Origin of the sequence: Streptomyces sp. NPDC016309, from assembly GCF_043077235.1 — a bacterium.
Lineage (GTDB): Bacteria > Actinomycetota > Actinomycetes > Streptomycetales > Streptomycetaceae > Streptomyces.
Window position 1 is genome coordinate 136,287 of the sequence record NZ_JBIBSG010000002.1, and the last position, 17,278, is coordinate 153,564.

A 17,278-nucleotide genomic window follows, 5' to 3' on the forward strand; every position below is an offset into this window, starting at 1 on the left:
CCGGGGACGAGCACGCCCGTAGGCTGGCGGCCATGACCGATCATGTGAACGACCAGCTCAAGCCGATGCCCGAGGACTGGCGGCGCGCCCTCGCCGTGGTCGCCCACCCCGACGACCTGGAGTACGGGTGCTCCGCGGCCGTCGCCGCCTGGACGGACGGCGGCCGGGAGGTCGCCTACGTCCTCGCGACCCGCGGCGAGGCGGGCATCGACACCCTCGCCCCCGCGACCTGCGGGCCGTTGCGGGAGCGGGAGCAGCGGGCGAGCGCGGCGGTCGTGGGCGTCTCCGAGGTGGAGTTCCTGGACCACCGGGACGGTGTCATCGAGTACGGCCTGGGGCTGCGCCGGGACATCGCGGCGGCGATCCGGCGCCACCGCCCCGAGCTCGTCATCACGCTCAACCACCGTGACACCTGGGGCGGGGTGGCCTGGAACACCCCGGACCATGTCGCGGTCGGCCGGGCCACCCTCGACGCGGCCGGTGACGCGGGCAACCGCTGGATCTTCCCCGAGCTGACCGAGCGGGGGCTCGAACCCTGGAACGGTGTGCGCTGGGTGGCCGTCGCGGGCTCGTCCACGCCGACCCACGCCGTCGACGCGACGCCCGGGATGGAGCGCGCCGTCAGGTCGTTGCTGGAGCACCGCGCCTACATCGAGGGGCTGACCGACCAGGACCCGGAGGAGTACTGCCGGTCCTTCCTCGCCGCCAACGCCCGGACCGTGGCGGAACGCTTCGGCGGGCGTCCGGCCGTGGCGTTCGAGCTGTTCAGCCGCTGACGAGCCGGTCCACGGCCGCGGTGCCGGAGGAGGTGTACCCCCGGGCCATCGCCATGGGGCCGACCGCCGGCGCCGCGGGCGCGGCCGGGGCGGCGGGGACGGTCGCGGCGGCGGGTGGCGCGGCGGCGGGCCGCGACGGCGGCGGCACCAGGACCGGTGCCGACGCGGGCACGAGCTGGAGGCCGTGCGGCACGCCCGCCACCGCGAGCGGGGTGCCCCCGTCCGGCGTGCCCGCCACCGCCGGTGCCGGGAGGGGCGGCGCGGCGAGGGACGGCGCCGGCAGGGGAGCCGGCCGCACCGGGCCCCCGTACAGCACTCGCTCCAGCGCGGACACCAGCCGCCCCACCTCCTCCGGCGGGCGGACGACCAGCCGCAGGAACCGGCTGGAACTGCCCAGCTTGTTGCCGCACTCCCGCACCAGTACGGAGTGCTCGGTCAGCAGCCGGTCCCGCAGTGCCGCGCCGTCCACGCCCACCGGCAGTCGTACGTAGACGAAGTTGCCCTGCGAGGGGTAGACGGTCAGGCCCGGCAGGCCCGAGAGCCGGACGGTCATCTCCTGCCGGTCCTGCCGGGAGCGGCGCAGACTCTCCTCGTACTCCCGGCCGTGCTCCCGGAGCATGAACACCACCGCCTCGGCGAAGGAGTTGAGGTTCCACTTCGGCAGCATCGAGCGGATCAGCCCGGCGATCGCCGGGTTGGCGACGAGGTAGCCGAACCGCACGCCGTGCAGGCCGAAGTTCTTGCCCAGGCTGCGCAGCACGATCACATTGGGCCGCAGCACCGCCTCGTCGGCGATGCTCGTCGCGGCGGCCGCGTCGGAGAACTCCAGGAACGACTCGTCCACCACCACCAGGTCCAGGTCCTGGAGGGCGTCGCACAGCGCCAGCACCTGGTCCTTGGCCAGCAGCCCGCCGTCCGGGTTGTTGGGGTTGCAGATGACGGCCGTACGGGACCCCCGGGTGCGGATGAAGCGTACGAAGGCGTCGGGATCGAGCCGGAAGCCGTGCGCCTCGGGCAGCAGCATCATGTCGACGCGCTTGCCCGTCTCCATCGGCTGGTCGGTCCACCGCCCGAAGGTGGGCACCGGCACGGCGAGGGATTCCCGCACCAGCAGGTGGTCGATCCAGGTGATCAGCTCGGTGGAGCCGTTGCCCATGGCGACGGTCTGCGGGTTGAGTCCCAGCGTCTGGCACAGCTCGGCGGTGATGGTGTCCGCGCTGCTCGGGTAGTACGTGAGGATCTCTCTGAGGCGTCCGCCCAGCCGCTCGAACATCGCGGGGGTGGGGAAGTAGGGGTTGCAGGGGATGCAGAAGTCGGTGATCCGGCCGGGCGCCCCGCCCCCGCCTCCGCCTCCGCCTCCCGCCCGGTCCAGCATGGCGATCGAGGGGCTGTGCGCGGTGGACGCACGGAAAAGCGTGGTGATGTCGCCGGCCATGGATCTGCCCTCCCTGCCCGAGGAAGGCCCGCACGGGGGAGTGCGGGCCGCCGATCCATACGGATCCGGCCGGGACCCCGTTCAACCGGTGACGGCACCGCCGGGCGGGCGGCGAGGTGTTCCCAACCAGGCAAGCGACCGCTTAGTATGCGGTCCAGTGCGACCCAGCGCGGTACTGCCCGACTCTTGTGGAGGCCCCCGATGCAGGCATGGCGAGTACACCGGAACGGCGAGCCGGGCGAGGTGATGCGGTGCGAAGAGGTGGACCGGCCCGTGCCCGGCGACGGGCAGCTCCTGCTGAAGGTCCTGGCCGCGAACATCAACTTCCCCGACGCCCTGCTGTGCCGCGGCCAGTACCAGGTGCGGCCGCCGCTGCCGTTCACCCCGGGCGTGGAGATCTGCGGCGAGACCGAGGACGGCCGGCGCGTGATCGCCACGCCCGCCCTGCCGCACGGCGGACTCGCCGAGTACGTCGTCGCCGACGAGGCGGCGGTCCTGCCCGCGCCCGACGCGCTCGACGACGCGGAGGCCGCCGCCCTGCACATCGGCTACCAGACCGGCTGGTTCGGGCTGCACCGCCGCGCGGGCCTGGAGGAGGGTGAGACGCTGCTCGTGCACGCCGCCGCCGGCGGGGTCGGCAGCGCGGCCGTCCAGCTCGGCAAGGCGGCCGGGGCGCGGGTCATCGGCGTCGTGGGCGGCCCGGACAAGGCCGCCGTCGCCCGTGAGCTCGGCTGCGACGTGGTCGTCGACAGGCGTACGGACGACATCGTGGCGGCCGTCAAGGAGGCCACCGGGGGCCGGGGCGCGGACGTGGTCTACGACCCGGTGGGCGGCGACGCCTATGCCAAGTCCGCCAAGTGCGTGGCCTTCGAGGGCCGGATCGTGGTCGTCGGCTTCGCCAGCGGCGACATCCCCGCCCCCGCCCTCAACCACGCCCTGGTGAAGAACTACACGATCATGGGCCTGCACTGGGGCCTGTACAACCAGAAGGATCCCGGGGCGATCCGCCGCTGCCACGAGACACTCACCGCGTACGCCGCCAAGGGCCTGATCAAGCCGTTGATCAGCGACCGGGTCGCCTTCGCCGACGCGGCCGCCGCGGTGCAGCGCGTCGCCGACGGCACCACCACGGGCCGGCTGGTCGTCCTCCCGCCCGTCCGGGAAGGAGCCGCACGATGACCGACACCGCCGAACTGCGCCGCCGGGTCCAGGAGTTGGTGGCCGCGCACCCGCCCGCCACCACCGGCCGCACCGAGTTCCTCCGGGCCCGTTTCGACGCCGGCCTCGCCTGGGTGCACTACCCCGCCGGACTCGGCGGGCTCGGCGCGCCCCGCTCCCTCCAGAGCGTCGTCGACGCGGAACTCGAAGCCGCCGGCGCCCCCGACAACGACCCGCGCCGCATCGGCATCGGCCTCGGCATGGCGGCCCCCACCATCCTCGCGTACGGCACCGAGGAGCAGAAGCGGCGCTTCCTGCGGCCCCTGTGGGTGGGCGAGGAGGTGTGGTGCCAGCTCTTCAGCGAGCCCGGCGCCGGCTCCGACCTCGCCGCGCTCGGCACCCGCGCCGTCCGCGACGGGGACACCTGGGTCGTCAACGGCCAGAAGGTCTGGACGTCCAGCGCCCACGTCGCCCGCTGGGCCATCCTGATCGCCCGCACCGATCCCGACCTGCCCAAGCACCGGGGCATCACCTACTTCCTGTGCGACATGACCGACCCCGGCGTCGAGGTGCGGCCGCTGCGCCAGATCACCGGCGAGGCGGAGTTCAACGAGGTCTTCCTCACCGACGTGCGCATCCCCGACACGCACCGCCTCGGCGAGGTCGGCGACGGCTGGAAGGTCGCGCAGACCACGCTGAACAACGAGCGCGTCGCCATCGGCGGCGCCCGGATCCCGCGTGAGGGCGGCATGATCGGCCCCGTCGCCCGGACCTGGCGCGAGCGCCCGGAACTGCGCAGCCACGACCTCCACCAGCGGCTGCTCGACCTGTGGGTGGACGCCGAGGTCGCGCGGCTGACCGGGGAGCGGCTGCGCCAGCAGCTCGTGGCGGGCCAGCCCGGCCCCGAGGGCAGCGGCATGAAGCTCGCCTTCGCCCGCCTCAACCAGCAGATCAGCGGCCTGGAAGTGGAACTCCTCGGCGACGAGGGCCTGCTGTACGGGGACTGGACGATGCGCCGCCCCGAACTCGTCGACTTCACCGGCCGCGACGCCGGCTACCGCTACCTCCGCTCCAAGGGCAACTCCATCGAGGGCGGGACGAGCGAAGTGCTGCTGAACATCGTCGCGGAACGCGTCCTCGGGCTGCCCGCCGAGCCGCGCAACGACAAGGACGTCGCATGGAAGGACCTGGCGCGATGACGGACCTGCTCTACTCGGAGGCCGAGGACGACCTGCGCGCCGCCGTGCGCTCCCTGCTCGCCGGCCGGGCCGCCCCTGCGGACCTGACCGGCCGCGTCGAGGACGCCGGCCCGCACGACCCGGCCCTCTGGAAGGCCCTCGCCGCCGACATGGGCGCGGCCGGGCTCCTGGTCCCCGAGAAGCTCGGCGGGCAGGGCGCGTCCCACCGTGAGGCCGCCGTCGTGCTGGAGGAGCTGGGCCGCGCGGTGACGCCGGTCCCGTACCTCACCAGCGCCGTCGTCGCGACCGAGACGCTCCTGGCGGCCGGGGCCGGCGACCTCGCCGGAGAACTCGCCACCGGCCGCACGGTCGCCGTGCTCGCCGTCCCGCTGTCGGCCGGGCCCGGCCACGAGCCCGCGAGCACCGGGACGGTCACCGGCGTCGCCGACGCCATCCGCGCCGACGTCCTGCTGGTGGTGCGGCCCGACGGGCTGTACGCGGTCGGCGCCGGGGACGCCACGATCACCCCCCGGACCCCACTGGACCTGACCCGCCCGCTCGCCGACGTGGCCGCCACCACCGGCGGCACCCGCCTCGCGGACGCCGCCACCGCCCGCGAGGCGGTGCGCCGCGGCCTGCTCGCCGGCGCCGGGCTGCTCGCCTCCGAGCAGCTCGGGGTGGCCGAGTGGTGTCTGGAGGAGACCGTCCGGCACACCCGCGAGCGCCACCAGTTCAACCGGCCGGTCGGCTCCTTCCAGGCGCTCAAGCACCGGATGGCGCAGCTCTGGCTGGAGGTGGCGGGCGCCCGTGCCGCCGCCCGCAACGCCGCCGACGCGCTGGCCACCGGCAGCCCGGAGGCGCCGCTCGCGGTGGCCGTCGCCCAGGTGCACTGCTCGCGGGTCGCGGTGCACGCCGCCGAGGAGTGCGTCCAGCTTCACGGCGGCATCGGGATGACCTGGGAGCATCCTGCCCACCTCTATCTGAAGCGGGCCAAGTCCTCCCAGAGCGCCCTGGGGTCGGCGGGACACCACAAGCAGTCCCTCGCCGATCTGGTCGACCTCCCCGCCCCGGCGTGACCGGGTAAGGACCGCGGTAGGCACCCACCCCTCTACATGCTGTTTAATTGCGAATCGTTCGCAACAACGGTTGATCTTCAGTAGCTGTTTCCCGGCTGCTCGACGAGGGGTGTGGAACCATGACCACCCGATCCATACGCGGCACGGCCGCCGCGGCGCTGGCCGGGGCCCTGGCCCTCACCGCGGCGGCCTGCTCGAACCCGGGCACCGGTGGCACCGGCCACCGTGCCGGGGACAGCGCGGTCGTCGGCATCGCCTACGAGCCCGAGTCGCTCAGCCCCCTCCTCGGCTACGGCAAGGACGGCAACTCCAAGATCTTCGACGGTCTGCTCGCCTTCGACGGCGACATGAGGCTCACACCGGCCCTCGCGGTCGCGCTGCCCGAGGTGAGCGCGGACGGCCTGACGTACACGTACAAGCTTCGCAAGGGCGTGAAGTTCAGCGACGGCACCCCCTTCACGGCCAAGGACGTCGTCTTCACCTACAAGACGGTGCTCAGCCCGAAGACCAACAACGCCTCCAAGACCGAACTGGACGCCCTGAAGGACGTCAAGGCGGTCGGGGACGACACCGTCGTCTTCACCCTCGCGTACCCCTACGCGCCCTTCGCCGAGCGCACCGTCCTCGGCATCGCACCCGAGCACATCGCTGCCGGGCAGGACGTCAACAGCGGCCCCTTCACCACCAGGCCCGTCGGCACCGGACCGTACGTCCTCACCGACTGGTCCAAGGGCGAGAAGATCAGCTTCAAGGCCAACCCGAACTACTGGGGCGGCGCGCCCAAGGTGAAGAAGTTCACCATGGCGATCATCAAGGACGACGACGTCCGCGCCACCCGCCTCCGCTCCGGCGACCTCGACGGCGCGATCCTGCCCCCCAACCTCGCCAAGGGCTTCACGAACGACGACACGAAGAAGACGTACGAGGCCACCACCTACGACTACCGCCTGGTGACCCTGCCCACCCACAACGAGGTCACCGGCGACACCGCGATCCGCCGCGCCCTCGACATCGCCGTCGACCGCCGGGCCATGGTCGACACCATCCTCGAAGGCGCCGGAAAGCCCGCCTACGGCCCGGTCCCGACCGACAGCGAGTGGTTCACCAAGGGCACCGAGCGCCGCCACGACCTCGCCGGGGCCAAGAGGATCCTCGACGCCGCCGGCTGGAAGCCCGGCCCCGACGGCATCCGCGTCAAGGACGGCGTCCGCGCCGCCTTCCCCCTCTGGTACCTCTCCGGCGACAAGCTCCGCCAGGACCACGCCCTCGCCTACGCCTCCGACGCCAAGAAGGCCGGCATCGACATCCGGACCCAGGCCGGTACCTGGGAGGTCATCGAGCCGCGCATGAAGCACGACGCGGTCCTCGCGGGCGGCGGCTCGCCCGGCGACCCGGACTTCGACCAGTACTCGCTGCTCAGGTCCTCCCTCGGCGGCGACGGCTTCAACAACATGGCCCGGTACGACAACCCCGCCGTCGACAAGGCCCTCGACGACGGCCGCAAGACCGACGACAAGGCCGCCCGCAAGGCCGCGTACGACACCATCCAGCGCGAACTGGTGAAGGACCCCGGCTACACCTTCCTCACCCACATCGACCACCTCTACGTGGTGAACGACTCCTGGAAGGGCCTGTCCACCCAGGTCGAACCGCACGACCACGGCCTGGCCTCCGGCCCCTGGTGGAACGTCGAGGACTGGATCCCCGAGGGCGGGGAGAAGTGACCCGCCGCCTCCCCTGGGCGGCGATGGCCAGGATGGCGGGACGGCGGGCCCTGTTCGCCGTCCCCGTCCTCCTGGTGGTGACGTTCGCCGTCTTCGCCGTCGCCGCCGCCTCCCCGTTCGACCCCGTCAAGGCCTACGCCGGCACCGCCGGGCTCACCGCCTCGCAGGAGAACCTCGACCAGCTGCGCGCCAACCTCGGCGTCGACCAGCCGCTCGTCCCGCGCTGGTGGAACTGGCTGACCTCCGCCCTCACCGGCGACCTCGGCGACTCCGGCGTGATGCGCCAGCCCGTCGCCGACGTCATCGGCGAACGCATCGGCTGGTCGGCCCTGCTCGCCGCCACCGCCTTCGCCGTCGCCGTCCTGCTCGGCACGGCGCTGGGCGTCCTGGCGGCCCGGCGGCAGGGCGGCTGGCTCGACCGGTGCGTCAGCTCGGCCGCGTACACCCTGGAAGCCGCCCCCGCCTTCTGGCTCGGGCTGCTCGCCATCTGGTTCTTCGCCCTGGAGCTGGGCGTCCTGCCGGCCGGCGGGCTCACCGACACCGCCAGCGAGACCGTCACCCCCGGGCAGGTCGCCTCGCACCTGGTGCTGCCCGCCCTCGTCCTCGGCGTCTCACAACTGCCCTGGTTCTTCCTGTACGTCCGCCAGGGCGTCGGCGACGCCCTCGAAGAGGACCCGGTGCGGGGTGCCCGCGCGCGCGGCCTCGCCGAACGCACCGTGCTCCTCGGACACGCGCTCCGCTCCGGCATGCTGCCGATGCTCACCCTCATCGGCTCGCGCGTCCCCGAACTCATCACCGGCGCCCTGCTCGTCGAAACGGTCTTCAGCTGGCCCGGCATCGCGGCCGCCACCGTCCAGGCGGCGACCTCCGTCGACTTCCCGCTGCTGGCCGCGCTCACCGTGCTCGCCACGGCGGCCGTCCTGCTCGGCAACCTGCTGTCCGACCTGCTCTACGGACTCGCCGACCCGAGAGTGGGTTTCGATGGCTGACCCGGCCTGGCGCTCCCACGGGCGCACCCGCCGCTCCACGCGCACGATCCGGATCTCCGCCTCCGCCGCCGTCGTCGCGGCGGTCACCCTCGCCGTGCTGCTCGTACCCCCGCTGGTCCAGCTCGACCAGCAGGCCGTCGACCTGTCCCTGAAACTCCGGCCGCCCTCCTGGGCACACCCCTTCGGCACCGACGACGTCGGCCGCGACCTGCTGCTGCGCTGCGTGTACGGCCTGCGCGTCTCGCTCCTCGTCGGCCTGGTCGCGGCGTTCGTCGCCACCGTCATCGGCACCGCGGTGGGCGCGGCGGCCGCCGCCTTCGGCGGCTGGACCGACCGGCTGCTGATGCGGCTGGTCGACACCTTCGCGTCCGTGCCGCACCTGCTGCTCGGCATCTTCGTCGTGGCGATGTTCCGCCCCGGCGTCTGGCCGGTCATCGTGTCCGTCGCCCTCACCCACTGGCTGTCCACCGCCCGGATCGTCCGCTCCGAGGTGCTGTCGCTGCGCTCCCGCCCGGCATCGACGCCGCGGTCTCCGGCGGGGCGACCCGGTGGCGGGTGACGGTCCGCCACCTGCTCCCGGCGGTGCTCCCGCGAGCCGGGCTGGCGGCGGTGCTGATGGTGCCGCACGCCATGTGGCACGAGTCGGCCCTCTCCTTCCTGGGCCTGGGCCTGCCCGCCCACCAGGCCAGCCTCGGCACCCTGGTGCAGACCGCCCGCGGCTCGCTCCTCGCCGGCGACTGGTGGCCCACCCTCTTCCCCGGGCTGTTCCTGATCGTCCCCACGCTCGCCGTCGCGGGCCTCGCGGGCGCCTGGCGGGAACGGCTCGACCCCCGCCGCCGATCGGAGCTGATGCTGTGAACACGGTCCTGTCCGTCCGCGACCTCTCCGTCCGGTTCCGGATGCGCGGGGGCCGCCACGTCGCCGCCGTCAGCGGGGCGAGCTTCGACCTCGCCACCGGCGAGTGCCTCGCCCTCGTCGGCGAGAGCGGCTGCGGCAAGTCCGTCCTCGCCTCCGCGCTGCTCGGCCTCCTGCCCGGCAACGCCCGGACCGCCGGCACGGCCGTCATCGACGGCACCGACCTGCTCTCCGCCGACGAACGCACCCTCGCCCGCACCGTACGCGGCCGGCGCGTCGGCCTCGTCCCGCAGTCCCCCGCCGCCCACCTCACCCCCGTCCGCACCGTGCGCGCCCACCTGGAGGAGACGCTGCGAGAGCTGGCCGGCACGCCCCGGGCGGAGCTGGGCCGCGCGGCGGTGGCGGCCGCCGAACGGGCCGCCTTCCCGCCCGCCCTGCTCGACCGCTACCCGCACGAACTGTCCGGCGGCCAGGCCCAGCGGGCCGCCACCGCCCTCGCCCTCGTCGGCGACGCCCCGCTGCTCCTCGCCGACGAGCCGACCACCGGACTCGACCGCGACCTCGTCCACCGCACGGCCGACGAACTGCGCCGCCACACCGACGACGGCCGCGCCCTGCTGCTCATCACCCACGACCTGGCCGCCGCCGAGCGCATCGCCGACCGCGTCGCCGTGATGTACGCGGGGCGGATCGTCGAACTGTCCGCCGCCGGCCGCTTCTTCGGCCGCCCCGGCCCCCGGCACCCCTACGCCCGTGGCCTGCTCGCCGCCCTCCCGGAACGGGACTTCACCCCCGTCCCCGGCATGCCCCCCGAACTCGGCGCCCTGCCGGACGGCTGCGCCTTCGCCCCCCGCTGCGACCGGGCGAGCGGCGCCTGCGGGACGGCACCGCGCTTCGAGGACGGCGTCGCCTGCCACCACGCCGAGGAGACCGACCGTGCTTGAACTCGACGCGCTCACCGCCGGGTACCACCCCCGCACCCCCGTCTTCCGGGACGTGTCCCTGACCGTCCCGCCCGGCGAGGCCGTGGGCCTGCTGGGGCCCAGCGGCTGCGGCAAGTCGACCCTCGCCCGGGTCGCCGCCCTGCTCCACCGCCCGGACGCCGGCCGGGTCGTCGTGGACGGCCGGGAGGTACGCGGCTGGCGGCACCGGGCCCCGCGGGACCTGCGTACCGCGATCGGCGTGGTGTTCCAGCAGCCGCGCATGTCCGCCGACCCCCGGCTGCGGCTGCGCGACCTGATCGCCGAACCGCTCCGGGCCACCGGCCGCCGCCACGAGGTGGACGGCCGGGTGCCCGGACTCGCCCGGACCGTCGGCCTCACCGGCGACCTCCTCGGCCGGCGCCCCCACGAGGTCAGCGACGGCCAGCTCCAGCGCGCCTGCCTGGCCCGCGCCCTGGCCCTCCGCCCCCGCTGGCTCGTCTGCGACGAGATGACCGCCATGCTCGACGCCTCGACCACCGCCGCGCTGGTCGCCGCGGTCGAGGCGTACCGCCGGGAAAACGGCGCGGGGCTGCTCGCCGTCGGCCACGACCGGGTGCTGCTGGACCGCTGGTGCGACCGCACCGTCGACTGGGCCGACCTGGTCGCCGCCCCCTGACGGGCCCCTGGTAACGTCGCGCTCTTCGGCCCCGCGCACGTTCCGTCCCGGAGCAGGCCCGCGCGGAGGCAGGCCGGAGTACCCCGGGGGTCCCCTTGGACCGCGCCACCACGGCCGCCGCCGCCGACCTCGAAGCGGCCCTCCACCGCGTACGCCGCGCCTTCGCCGGCATGACGGCCCGCCCCGACGAGTCCAACTGCCCGTGCCACTGGGGCAGCGAGGAGGAGCTCCGGCTCCTCAAGACGCCGGACGTGCCGCTCGACCCCGACCTGCTCCACCGCACCTGGTCGGCGCCCGACTGGCGCGACCACGCGGCGGTCACCCGGCGCGTCCTCCCGCAGTTCGCCGAGGCCCTGGCGGCAGGGGAGTGCGACGAGGCCGGCCGGGCCGGCAGGTCCCTGGCGATGGCCGGGTGGCGCACCTGGCCCGAGGCGCCGGTCGTCCGCGCCTTCCTCGACGCGTGGTGGGCCCGCACCCTGGAGCGGGACGCCCCGCCCCGGCCGGCGTACGACGTCTTCGAGACGTGTGTCGTCGCGTCCGGGTCCGTCACTCCCTGGCTGGCCGCGTGGAGCCGCCGCACGGACCCCACCGCGGACCGGCACCTGCTCGCCGCCGCGCGGTGGTGGGTCGACGACCTGGAGAGGGACGAGTACCCGTCGTACGACGTCCACTGGGACGACGACGAGGAGGAGCTCGCGCGCGAGCTGAGCGCCTGGCTGGGCCGCCACGCCCCGGCCCGGCTGGCCGCCCTCGGGGCGGAACCGGCACTGGTGGACCGGCTGACCATGCTCGGGGTGCCGTCCGAGTGGCGCCGGCCCGACGAGGGCGGGACCGACATGGGCGGGCCCCCCACCGGCGGTCCGGCCACGGGCGGGACCGTCGGCGGAAACCGGCCCCCGCAGCGGTGAGCCGGGGTGTGGCCCGCACCGCAGCGGGCAGGCGCGCCCTCATGACCGAGATGTTCGAGGCCGGCGCGTGGCGGACGGACGATCCGCGCGACGAGCTGGCGCGGCTGCGGGAGCAGGTCCGTCACCTCCGGGCCCAGGCCCGCAACCGGCCGCTGATCGCCGAGGCGCAGGGCATCCTCGCGGAGCGGTACCGGCTCGCGGACGCCGAAGCCGCCTTCGCGCTGCTCCAGCTCGCCTCGCAGCGGTACAACGTGCGGCTGCGCACCCTCGCCGACGCGGTCGTCCGGCTCGAACGGCCCGACGAACGGGCCGGGACGTGGTTCCCCGGCCGGGTGCGCCACCCCGCCCCGGCCCTGGACTCGCTGGCCATCGAGGACGCCACCCACGCCCACCGGAGCGCCGTCCTGTCCGGGGTCCTGGCGCAGACGCTGGCGGTCACCACCACCCACATGGGCAACGTGCAGGTCGGGGACCGCGCGGCCGGCGGGCTGCTGATGGAGAAGCACACGGGACTCTGCGACGACTTCGTGAGCTTCTTCGAGTTCGTCGGCGGGGAGGGCACCTCCTGCGCCCAGGCGGCCAAGGAGGTGGCCCAGGTGACCGTGCGCGACGTGGCGACCGCGCCGGTGTTCACGGAGGACGCCCGCCGGACGATCCTGGAGGCCGGGAGCCGTTCCTGCCACAGCGTGCCGCTGGTCAGCGGCGGGCGCTGCATGGGCATGGTCTCGGCCCACTTCGACCACCCCATCCAGGACCTGAAGGCCGCGCAGCTCAAGGCCCTCGACCACACCGGCCGCCAGGTGGGACGCTGGCTGGCCTGGTACGACCGTACGGTCGTCCTGGACGCACTCGAGCACCTGCACGCCGCCGCCCGCCACCCCGGAATGGCACGGGCCCGCCGGCGCTGACCCGCGGGGGCGCCCCTCCCGGCCCCCGCCCGGACCGAACCGCCCGCCGTCCGCGCCGGCCACCTCGGCACCGACGACCCGGCCGGTCTCGCGCGCTTCCTCCCCGCGCACGGCGAGTAACGGGTCACGGCCCGGCAATACCCGTTCGGCCGACATGCCGTACGCCCGGACGGCGCCCCCGCTCCGCCAGACTGGCCGCCGGACGCCGCACGCCCGGTGCGGCGACTGGCCGAGGAGGGTGACACATGGCCGTATCCATCTCCGTGGTGCTGCTGCTGCTGGTCCTGGCGGTGATCTTCCTGCGCAACGGCGGGCTGAAGATCTCCCACGCTCTGGTGTGCGGGCTGCTCGGGTTCTTCCTCGCGAGCACCAGCCTCGCCCCGACCATCTACAACGGCGTCTCCGCCACCGCCGACGTCGTCAGCAGCCTCAAGCCCTAGGGAGCGTCTCGCCGATCAGGCCGGGCTCACGACGCCTGGGCCCCGCCGTTGCCACGGACGAAGATCCCGATGCCGTTGGGGACCGGACGCTGGGCGCCACCGCTGGGGTGGTTGAGCACGCTGACCTTCGCCGCCCCACCCTGCCGCGCCACCAGCGTGGAGGACCCGCCGCCGTCCAGGTTGACGGCGTCGGTCGCACCCTGGTCCCGCATCGCGTCCGCCACCTCCACCACCGTCAGGCCGCTGCGGAACCCCGGGGAGCCGTCCAGCGCGAGCAGCAGCATCCGCCGCCCGCCGTCCCGGACCCCCGCCGCCGTGCGCACCGCGGGCGTCACCTTGTCCATCCCGCTCAGCGGCTCCCCGTCCCGCAGCACCGGATAGCCGCCCACCGCGAAGCGGTACGCGCCCCCCGCGGCACCCGCCCCGCCCGCGGCGAGCGCGTACCGGACGTCCACCCGGTCGCCGACCGCCAGCTTCCGCAGCTCCCGCGCGCCCGCCTCACGCCCCACCAGCACCTCCGTGCCCGGGGCGACGGCACCCCGGCCGGGCGTCTGCGCGACCTCGACCACCTGGCCGCCGCGCACCGTCACCTCGTAGGTCTCGTCGCTGCACGGCGCGTCCCGCCGCGTGTCCGTGCCGCAGGTGGCCCGCACCCGTGAGGCGGCGCCCCAGTCCTTGGTGAACACCCCCACCGAACCCACCGGCAGGGCGTACTGGTTGAGCCCGCCCAGCTCCACCTCCGCCCCGTCCCACGACACGGTCCCCTCCAGCACCAGTTCACCGGTGCGCGCCACACCGTCCTCGCCGACGCCCAGCACCTGGCGGGTGTTCGTGCCCGGCGGCAGAGCGGGACCGAACCGCTGCCCGTCCGGCACGGCGGCCTTCAGCGCCCGCCCGTCCGCGACGGCCGGCCCCACCGGGGAACCGGTCGCCTCCACCCCCGGGTGCTGGGTCTCCGACAGATGGAAGAAGTCACCGTTGACACCACCCACCGCCCCGGCTCCGTCGGCGAGCGCGGACAGCGGCGAGCGCGCCGCGACCACACCCGGGTACAGCAGCCCCACCGACACCCGCGCGTCGGCCAGGTCCACCGAGAGCAGATGCGCCCGGGCCGTACCCCGGGACGACCGGATGTCGAACCACCGGTACTCCACCCCCGGCGCGACCCGCTGCCACACGGGCGCCGGGGCGGCGGGCGGCGCGGCCGCCAGCAGGGCACCCAGCAGCGACACCAGAACGAGCGTCAGAAAGGCACGGCCGCGCAGCACGGTCACAGTCCCCCCACGGTCCAGGGCAACTCCCACAGGTCTCGGAAGAGTTGCCCGCCCGGGACCGGTCCCGAACCGGCCGGCCGTGAACGGGTGAGTGAACGTAGGCCATTCGGGGCCTCCCGGGTCACCCGTTCGGGACCGCCCGGCCGGGTCCGGCGGTGACCGTCACCGATTCCGGGCCAACCACAGCCGCGCGAAGTCCACCGCCTCGGCCACCCCCAGCAGCCGGCACCGCGCCGCCCCCACCCGTCCCGTGCGCACCGTCCCGCCGCCGGACCGCTCCAGGTCCGCGCCCAGCTCGGCGAAGTCCCCGTCGTCCAGGGCGACGTCCTCGTACGGCCACCAGCGCCGCGCCCCACCGTCCCGCACCACGCAGCGGTACATGCGGCGCGGCGGCCGTGCCACCCGGTACTCGCCGAGGTGGAAGGCGGTGCAACTGCCGAAACCCGCGCCCAGGAGCAGGATCCGCCCCCGCAGGTCGTAGAGCCGCGCGAGGGGCGAGTCCTCGCCCAGGTGACAGTCCGGACGGTGACCCGAGACCACCTTCTCCGCGTACGCCCCCAGGGCCGCGAACGAGGTCTGCGGGTGCGCGCTGCGCAGCGCGCCCGGGCTCGTCCGGACGACCTCCGGCAGCACCCCGAGCCCCTCGTCGCACGGCATCGTCTCCGCGTCGTACGGGGGCATCGCCGCCCGCACCGCCGCCCGCTCCGCCGCGCCCAGCCCCCGCACCCGCTCCCGGTAGACGGCGGAGGTGTCCGAATTACGCGCCGTGAACGCCGGGACCACCACCGTGCCGTCCGGCCCCAGCGCCGCCCGCAAGGCCCGGAGCACCGCTTCCGCGCCGCCCGCCACCGGCCCCACCGCCCGCAGCGACGCGTGCACCAGCAGGAACCCGCCGGGCTCCACGCCCAGCTCGGCCAGGTGCGCCGTCAACTGCCGTTCCGTATGGACCCCGGTCCCGGTCAAAGCCACTCGTTCCCGTCCGCCGCCGGCCATGGGCGCCCATCGTAGAACCTCCGGCAGGCGCCGTCCGCCCCCGGAAACAGCCAACCCACGAACCGTCAGAAAGGCGTCAACACACGGCACCGCCCCGTCAGCATGGCGTCAACGACGTTCGGACCGCCCGGCCCACCGGGCATACCGTCGACAGCACGCCCCGGCGGCCTCCCCGCGCCGGGGCACCCGCCTCGTTCCGAGGATCCTCCAGGAGGGACCCATGCCCACGATCCCGTGCGGTGACGGTCCGGAACCCTCACCACCCGCCCCGGCCGGACCGCTGTACGTGCCCGTCCGGCCGGGGCCCCGGGGGTGCGCCGTACGGCTGTTCCGCACCTCGTGCGGCGCCCGCACCGCCATCGGCTTCACCACCGCCCCCCGGCTCACCGCCGCGCTCGGACCGGACCAGGCGTGGATCCGGCTCACCCGCCCCGCCCTGCGGACGCTCACCGCACCCCTCGGCGTCACCACCCTCAGCGTCGACCCCCGGCTCACCGCACCCGCCGCCACCCCCGTGCCGTCCCCGGCCGGACCGGGCCGCACCACCGCACCCGCCCCGTCCCGGTGGACCGGGCCCCTGCGGACCGGCTGAAAGGACCGCCCGATGACCACCCTCGACACACCCGCCGCCGCCACGGCGACACCGGACGACGGCGACCTCGCCCTCTGGCCCGCCTCCACCCGGCGGCTGCCCGACGGCGACCTCCGGGTGGGCGGCGTCCCGCTCACCCGGATCGCCGACCGGTTCGGCACCCCCGTCCACCTGCTGGACGAGGACGAGGTACGCGCCCGGTGCCGCCTCTACCGCCACGCCTTCCCCGACGCCGGGGTCTTCTACGCCGCCAAGGCGTTCCTGTCCCGCGCCCTGGTGCACTGGGCCGACGAGGAGGGACTCGGCCTGGACGTCTGCTCCGCCGGGGAACTCCAGCTGGCGGTCACCGCCGGCTTCCCGCCGGAGAACATCGTGCTGCACGGCAACGCCAAGTCCCCGTACGAACTGGACACCGCGCTGCGGCTCGGCGTCGGCCGCATCGTCATCGACAGCGCCTCCGACATCGTCCGCCTGGCCGCCGCCCTGGGCCCCGACGGGCGCCAGAAGGTGATGGTCCGGGTGGCGCCCGGCATCAGCGCGGGCGGCCACGACAGGATGCGGACGGGCACCGAGGACCAGAGGTTCGGCCTGGCGATCAGCGACGGCTCGGCCCAGCACGCCGTCGGACGCGTGCTGGACCGGCCGGAGCTGCGCCTCACCGGGCTCCACTGCCACCTCGGCTCCCAGATCGCCTCGGCCAAGCCCTACGCCACGGCCGTGCGCCGCATGGTCGGCCTGATGGCACGCGTCCGCGACGCCCACGGCGTCGTCCTGCCCGAACTGAACCTGGGCGGCGGCCACGCCGTCGCCTACCGACCCGGCGAACGGGCCCTCGACGTCACCCGCCTCGCCCGCACGGTCCGCGGCGCCCTGGCGGACAGCTGCGCCGCCGCCCGCCTGCCGGTGCCCCGCCTGCTGATCGAACCGGGGCGCGCCGTCGTGGGGCCGGCCGGCGTCGCGGTCCACCGGGTCCTGGCCGTCACGCACTCGGGCGAGCGGATCTTCGTCGCGGTGGACGGCGCCATGAGCGACAACCCCGGGTCCGCCCTGTACGGCGCGCGCCGCACCCCCCCGGCTCGTCGGGCGGCTCCCGGCGGCCCCGCCCCGCACGGTCACCGTCGTCGGGCGGCACTGCGAGGCGGGCGACGTGCCGGCGGACGTCGCCCTGCCGGGGGACGTCCGCCCCGGCGACCTGCTCGCCGTCCCGGTGGCGGGGGCCTACCAGTCGTCCATGGCGTCCGGCCACCACCTCGTCGGCCGCCCGCCCGTCGTCGCCGTCACCGCGGGCCACGCCCGGCTGCTCGTCCGCCGGGAGTCCCTGGCCGACTTCCGCACCCGGGACGTCGGGCTGTGAGCGCGGGCCGCGCCGAGGC

The 17,278-nt window shown here is 74.9% G+C and carries 15 protein-coding genes and 2 pseudogenes; 14 read left to right on the forward strand and 3 right to left on the reverse strand.

Annotated features, from left to right (window positions below):
- The first annotated feature begins 32 nt into the window (after positions 1–32).
- The gene (locus ACF068_RS05205) at positions 33–776 is read left to right on the forward strand and encodes a PIG-L deacetylase family protein (protein WP_392272793.1); all 744 of its coding nucleotides are present in this window, start codon (positions 33–35) and stop codon (positions 774–776) included.
- Here the strand turns inward: ACF068_RS05205 and ACF068_RS05210 are convergent.
- On the reverse strand, positions 766–2,211 hold the full coding sequence (locus ACF068_RS05210; RefSeq protein WP_392272794.1) for a pyridoxal phosphate-dependent aminotransferase: 1,446 nt from the start codon (positions 2,209–2,211) through the stop codon (positions 766–768). The genes ACF068_RS05205 and ACF068_RS05210 overlap by 11 nt on opposite strands.
- A gap of 201 nt (positions 2,212–2,412) precedes the next feature.
- Here ACF068_RS05210 and ACF068_RS05215 point away from each other — a divergent pair, with 201 nt between their 5' ends.
- The 11 genes and pseudogenes from ACF068_RS05215 (at position 2,413) to ACF068_RS05265 (ending at position 13,046) form a co-directional block, all read left to right on the forward strand.
- Positions 2,413–3,390: an NADPH:quinone oxidoreductase family protein gene (locus ACF068_RS05215; protein ID WP_392272795.1), complete on the forward strand. Its 978-nt coding sequence runs from the start codon at positions 2,413–2,415 to the stop codon at positions 3,388–3,390.
- Positions 3,387–4,568 (forward strand): acyl-CoA dehydrogenase family protein, encoded by a 1,182-nt coding sequence (locus tag ACF068_RS05220; RefSeq protein ID WP_392272796.1) that lies wholly within the window; start codon positions 3,387–3,389, stop codon positions 4,566–4,568. The genes ACF068_RS05215 and ACF068_RS05220 overlap by 4 nt, the downstream gene beginning before the upstream one ends.
- The gene (locus ACF068_RS05225; protein ID WP_392272797.1) at positions 4,547–5,623 is read left to right on the forward strand and encodes an acyl-CoA dehydrogenase family protein; all 1,077 of its coding nucleotides are present in this window, start codon (positions 4,547–4,549) and stop codon (positions 5,621–5,623) included. Before ACF068_RS05220 ends, ACF068_RS05225 begins: the two co-directional genes overlap by 22 nt.
- 119 nt (positions 5,624–5,742) lie before the next feature.
- The gene (locus tag ACF068_RS05230; RefSeq protein ID WP_392272798.1) at positions 5,743–7,347 is read left to right on the forward strand and encodes an ABC transporter substrate-binding protein; all 1,605 of its coding nucleotides are present in this window, start codon (positions 5,743–5,745) and stop codon (positions 7,345–7,347) included.
- A 23-nt stretch (positions 7,348–7,370) separates the two neighbouring features.
- Positions 7,371–8,336 (forward strand): ABC transporter permease, encoded by a 966-nt coding sequence (locus ACF068_RS05235; protein ID WP_392273261.1) that lies wholly within the window; start codon positions 7,371–7,373, stop codon positions 8,334–8,336.
- Positions 8,329–9,194 (forward strand): annotated as a pseudogene (locus ACF068_RS05240) (ABC transporter permease). Before ACF068_RS05235 ends, ACF068_RS05240 begins: the two are co-directional and overlap by 8 nt.
- A gap of 41 nt (positions 9,195–9,235) precedes the next feature.
- Entirely contained in the window at positions 9,236–10,135 is a 900-nt protein-coding gene (locus tag ACF068_RS05245; RefSeq protein WP_392273262.1) for an ABC transporter ATP-binding protein, read from the forward strand.
- Positions 10,128–10,790 (forward strand): ABC transporter ATP-binding protein, encoded by a 663-nt coding sequence (locus tag ACF068_RS05250; protein ID WP_392272799.1) that lies wholly within the window; start codon positions 10,128–10,130, stop codon positions 10,788–10,790. The genes ACF068_RS05245 and ACF068_RS05250 overlap by 8 nt, the downstream gene beginning before the upstream one ends.
- A gap of 95 nt (positions 10,791–10,885) precedes the next feature.
- Positions 10,886–11,698: a hypothetical protein gene (locus ACF068_RS05255; protein WP_392272800.1), complete on the forward strand. Its 813-nt coding sequence runs from the start codon at positions 10,886–10,888 to the stop codon at positions 11,696–11,698.
- 41 nt (positions 11,699–11,739) lie between these two features.
- A complete protein-coding gene (locus tag ACF068_RS05260; RefSeq protein WP_392272801.1) occupies positions 11,740–12,606 on the forward strand; it encodes an ANTAR domain-containing protein in 867 nt (288 codons plus the stop codon).
- Between the two features lie 245 nt (positions 12,607–12,851).
- Positions 12,852–13,046, forward strand: coding sequence for a hypothetical protein (locus ACF068_RS05265; protein WP_392272802.1), 195 nt, complete (start codon positions 12,852–12,854; stop codon positions 13,044–13,046).
- 26 nt (positions 13,047–13,072) lie between these two features.
- Here ACF068_RS05265 and ACF068_RS05270 read toward each other — a convergent pair whose 3' ends face one another.
- Together ACF068_RS05270 and ACF068_RS05275 are read right to left on the reverse strand one after the other, a co-directional pair.
- A complete protein-coding gene (locus ACF068_RS05270) occupies positions 13,073–14,320 on the reverse strand; it encodes a phosphodiester glycosidase family protein (protein ID WP_392272803.1) in 1,248 nt (415 codons plus the stop codon).
- A 162-nt stretch (positions 14,321–14,482) separates the two neighbouring features.
- Entirely contained in the window at positions 14,483–15,250 is a 768-nt protein-coding gene (locus ACF068_RS05275; RefSeq protein WP_392272804.1) for an aminoglycoside N(3)-acetyltransferase, read from the reverse strand.
- A gap of 283 nt (positions 15,251–15,533) precedes the next feature.
- On the opposite strand from ACF068_RS05275, the gene ACF068_RS05280 reads away from it, so the two are divergent.
- Both ACF068_RS05280 and lysA read left to right on the forward strand, forming a co-directional pair.
- Entirely contained in the window at positions 15,534–15,905 is a 372-nt protein-coding gene (locus ACF068_RS05280; RefSeq protein WP_392272805.1) for an SAV_915 family protein, read from the forward strand.
- A gap of 12 nt (positions 15,906–15,917) precedes the next feature.
- Positions 15,918–17,259, forward strand: a pseudogene (gene lysA / locus ACF068_RS05285) (diaminopimelate decarboxylase).
- Positions 17,260–17,278 lie beyond the last annotated feature (19 nt).

Excerpts from the sequence above, each read along its gene's own strand:
- ACF068_RS05205 (WP_392272793.1), top strand. The coding sequence starts at position 33 with ATGACCGATCATGTGAACGACCAGCTCAAGCCGATGCCCGAGGACTGG.
- ACF068_RS05210 (WP_392272794.1), bottom strand. The coding sequence starts at position 2,211 with ATGGCCGGCGACATCACCACGCTTTTCCGTGCGTCCACCGCGCACAGC.
- ACF068_RS05215 (WP_392272795.1), top strand. The coding sequence starts at position 2,413 with ATGCAGGCATGGCGAGTACACCGGAACGGCGAGCCGGGCGAGGTGATG.
- ACF068_RS05220 (WP_392272796.1), top strand. The coding sequence starts at position 3,387 with ATGACCGACACCGCCGAACTGCGCCGCCGGGTCCAGGAGTTGGTGGCC.
- ACF068_RS05225 (WP_392272797.1), top strand. The coding sequence starts at position 4,547 with ATGGAAGGACCTGGCGCGATGACGGACCTGCTCTACTCGGAGGCCGAG.
- ACF068_RS05230 (WP_392272798.1), top strand. The coding sequence starts at position 5,743 with ATGACCACCCGATCCATACGCGGCACGGCCGCCGCGGCGCTGGCCGGG.
- ACF068_RS05235 (WP_392273261.1), top strand. The coding sequence starts at position 7,371 with ATGGCCAGGATGGCGGGACGGCGGGCCCTGTTCGCCGTCCCCGTCCTC.
- ACF068_RS05245 (WP_392273262.1), top strand. The coding sequence starts at position 9,236 with ATGCGCGGGGGCCGCCACGTCGCCGCCGTCAGCGGGGCGAGCTTCGAC.
- ACF068_RS05260 (WP_392272801.1), top strand. The coding sequence starts at position 11,740 with ATGACCGAGATGTTCGAGGCCGGCGCGTGGCGGACGGACGATCCGCGC.
- ACF068_RS05265 (WP_392272802.1), top strand. The coding sequence starts at position 12,852 with ATGGCCGTATCCATCTCCGTGGTGCTGCTGCTGCTGGTCCTGGCGGTG.
- ACF068_RS05280 (WP_392272805.1), top strand. The coding sequence starts at position 15,534 with ATGCCCACGATCCCGTGCGGTGACGGTCCGGAACCCTCACCACCCGCC.